The organism is Variovorax boronicumulans (assembly GCF_029892485.1).
Classification (GTDB): domain Bacteria; phylum Pseudomonadota; class Gammaproteobacteria; order Burkholderiales; family Burkholderiaceae_C; genus Variovorax; species Variovorax boronicumulans_B.
In genome coordinates, this window is record NZ_JARXVG010000045.1 from 1 (window position 1) to 1,486 (window position 1,486).

Here is a 1,486-nt window from a genome sequence, read left to right on the forward strand (position 1 = left end):
CTGAAGTTTCGCTCGATGCGCGGCACCGAGGGCTTGTCGCAGCTGTTCGAGTTCGAGGTCGACCTGCTGAGCCCCGATGCGGCCATCGACCTGAAGTCGGTGCTTGGCAAGCCGCTGTCCCTGGAGATCCAGACGGCGACGATGGGCGCGCCCAGGTTCCTGAACGGTCAGGTGGTGCGCTTCTCGATGGTGGGGCGCGAGGGCGGCACGTCGCGCCACACCGTGTACCGGGCGAGCGTGCGGCCGTGGCTGTGGTACCTCACGCGCTCGAGCGACAACAAGATCTTCCAGAACAAGAGCGTGGTGGAGATATTGGAGGAGGTGTTCGGCGACTACGGCTTTGCGTTCGAGAAGAAGCTGGGCGGCAGCTACCGGTCATGGGAATACTGCGTGCAGTACAACGAGAGCGACTTCGCGTTCGTGAGCCGGCTGATGGAGCTGGAAGGCATCTACTACTACTTCAAGCACGAGAAGGGCCAGCATACGCTGGTGCTGGCCGACGATGCGGGCGCGCACGAGCCGATGCCGGACTACGAGACCATCGACTACTTCGCGGCCGACCGGGACATCGGCGAGGACCTGGAGGTCATCCGCGACTGGCAGCCCGGCGAGGAGGTGCGCTCGGGCAGCTACACGGTGGATGACTTCAACTTCACCACGCCCAAGGGCGACCTGGTGAACGTTCGCAGCCAACCGCGCGCGCACGACAACGCCGGCTACGAGATGTACGAGTGGCTGGGGGACTACCCGGCCGCGGGCGACGGCGAGCACTATGCGCGGGTGCGGCTGGAAGAGTCGCAGGCGCTGGCGCAACGCAGCGCCGGATCTTCGACGGTGCGCGGCATGGCGCCAGGGTACACGTTCAGGATGCGCAACTCGCCGCGCTCGGACGACAACCAGGAGTACCTGGTGGTAGCGGTGTCGTATGCGCTGCGCGAGGGCGGCTACGCGAGCGGGGCGACCAGCGGCGAATACAACTTCGACTTCATGGTGCAGCCCAGCGCGCTGGCGTTCAGGGCGCCCAGGCAAACGCCGGTGCCGCGCACGAGCGGGCCGCAGACCGCGACGGTCGTTGGCCCGGAGGGCGAGGAGATCTGGACCGACGAGTACGGGCGTGTGAAGGTGCAGTTCCACTGGGACCGCTACGGCCAGAAGAACGAGAACAGCTCGCGCTTCGTGCGGGTGTCGCACATCTGGGCCGGGGAGCGCTTCGGGGGCGTGTTCACGCCGCGCATCGGGCAGGAGGTGGTGGTGGACTTCATCGGCGGGCGTGCCGACCGGCCGGTGATCGTGGGGCGCGTGTACAACGCGGACCAGATGCCGCCGTTCTCGCTGCCGGGCGAGGCGACCAAGAGCGGGATCGTGACGCGTTCGAGCAAGGGCGGTTCGGGCGCGAATGCGAACGCCATCGTGTTCGAGGACAAGATGGGCGCCGAGCAGATCCTGGTGCACGCCGAGCGCAACCTGGACGTGGAGGTGGAAGGCG

Annotated in this window: 1 protein-coding gene; it reads left to right on the top strand. The window is 66.9% G+C overall.

The features are described from left to right. Positions 1-1,486: type VI secretion system Vgr family protein (locus tag M2282_RS30995; protein ID WP_280812601.1), on the top strand; the 1,486-nt coding region annotated here is incomplete at both ends.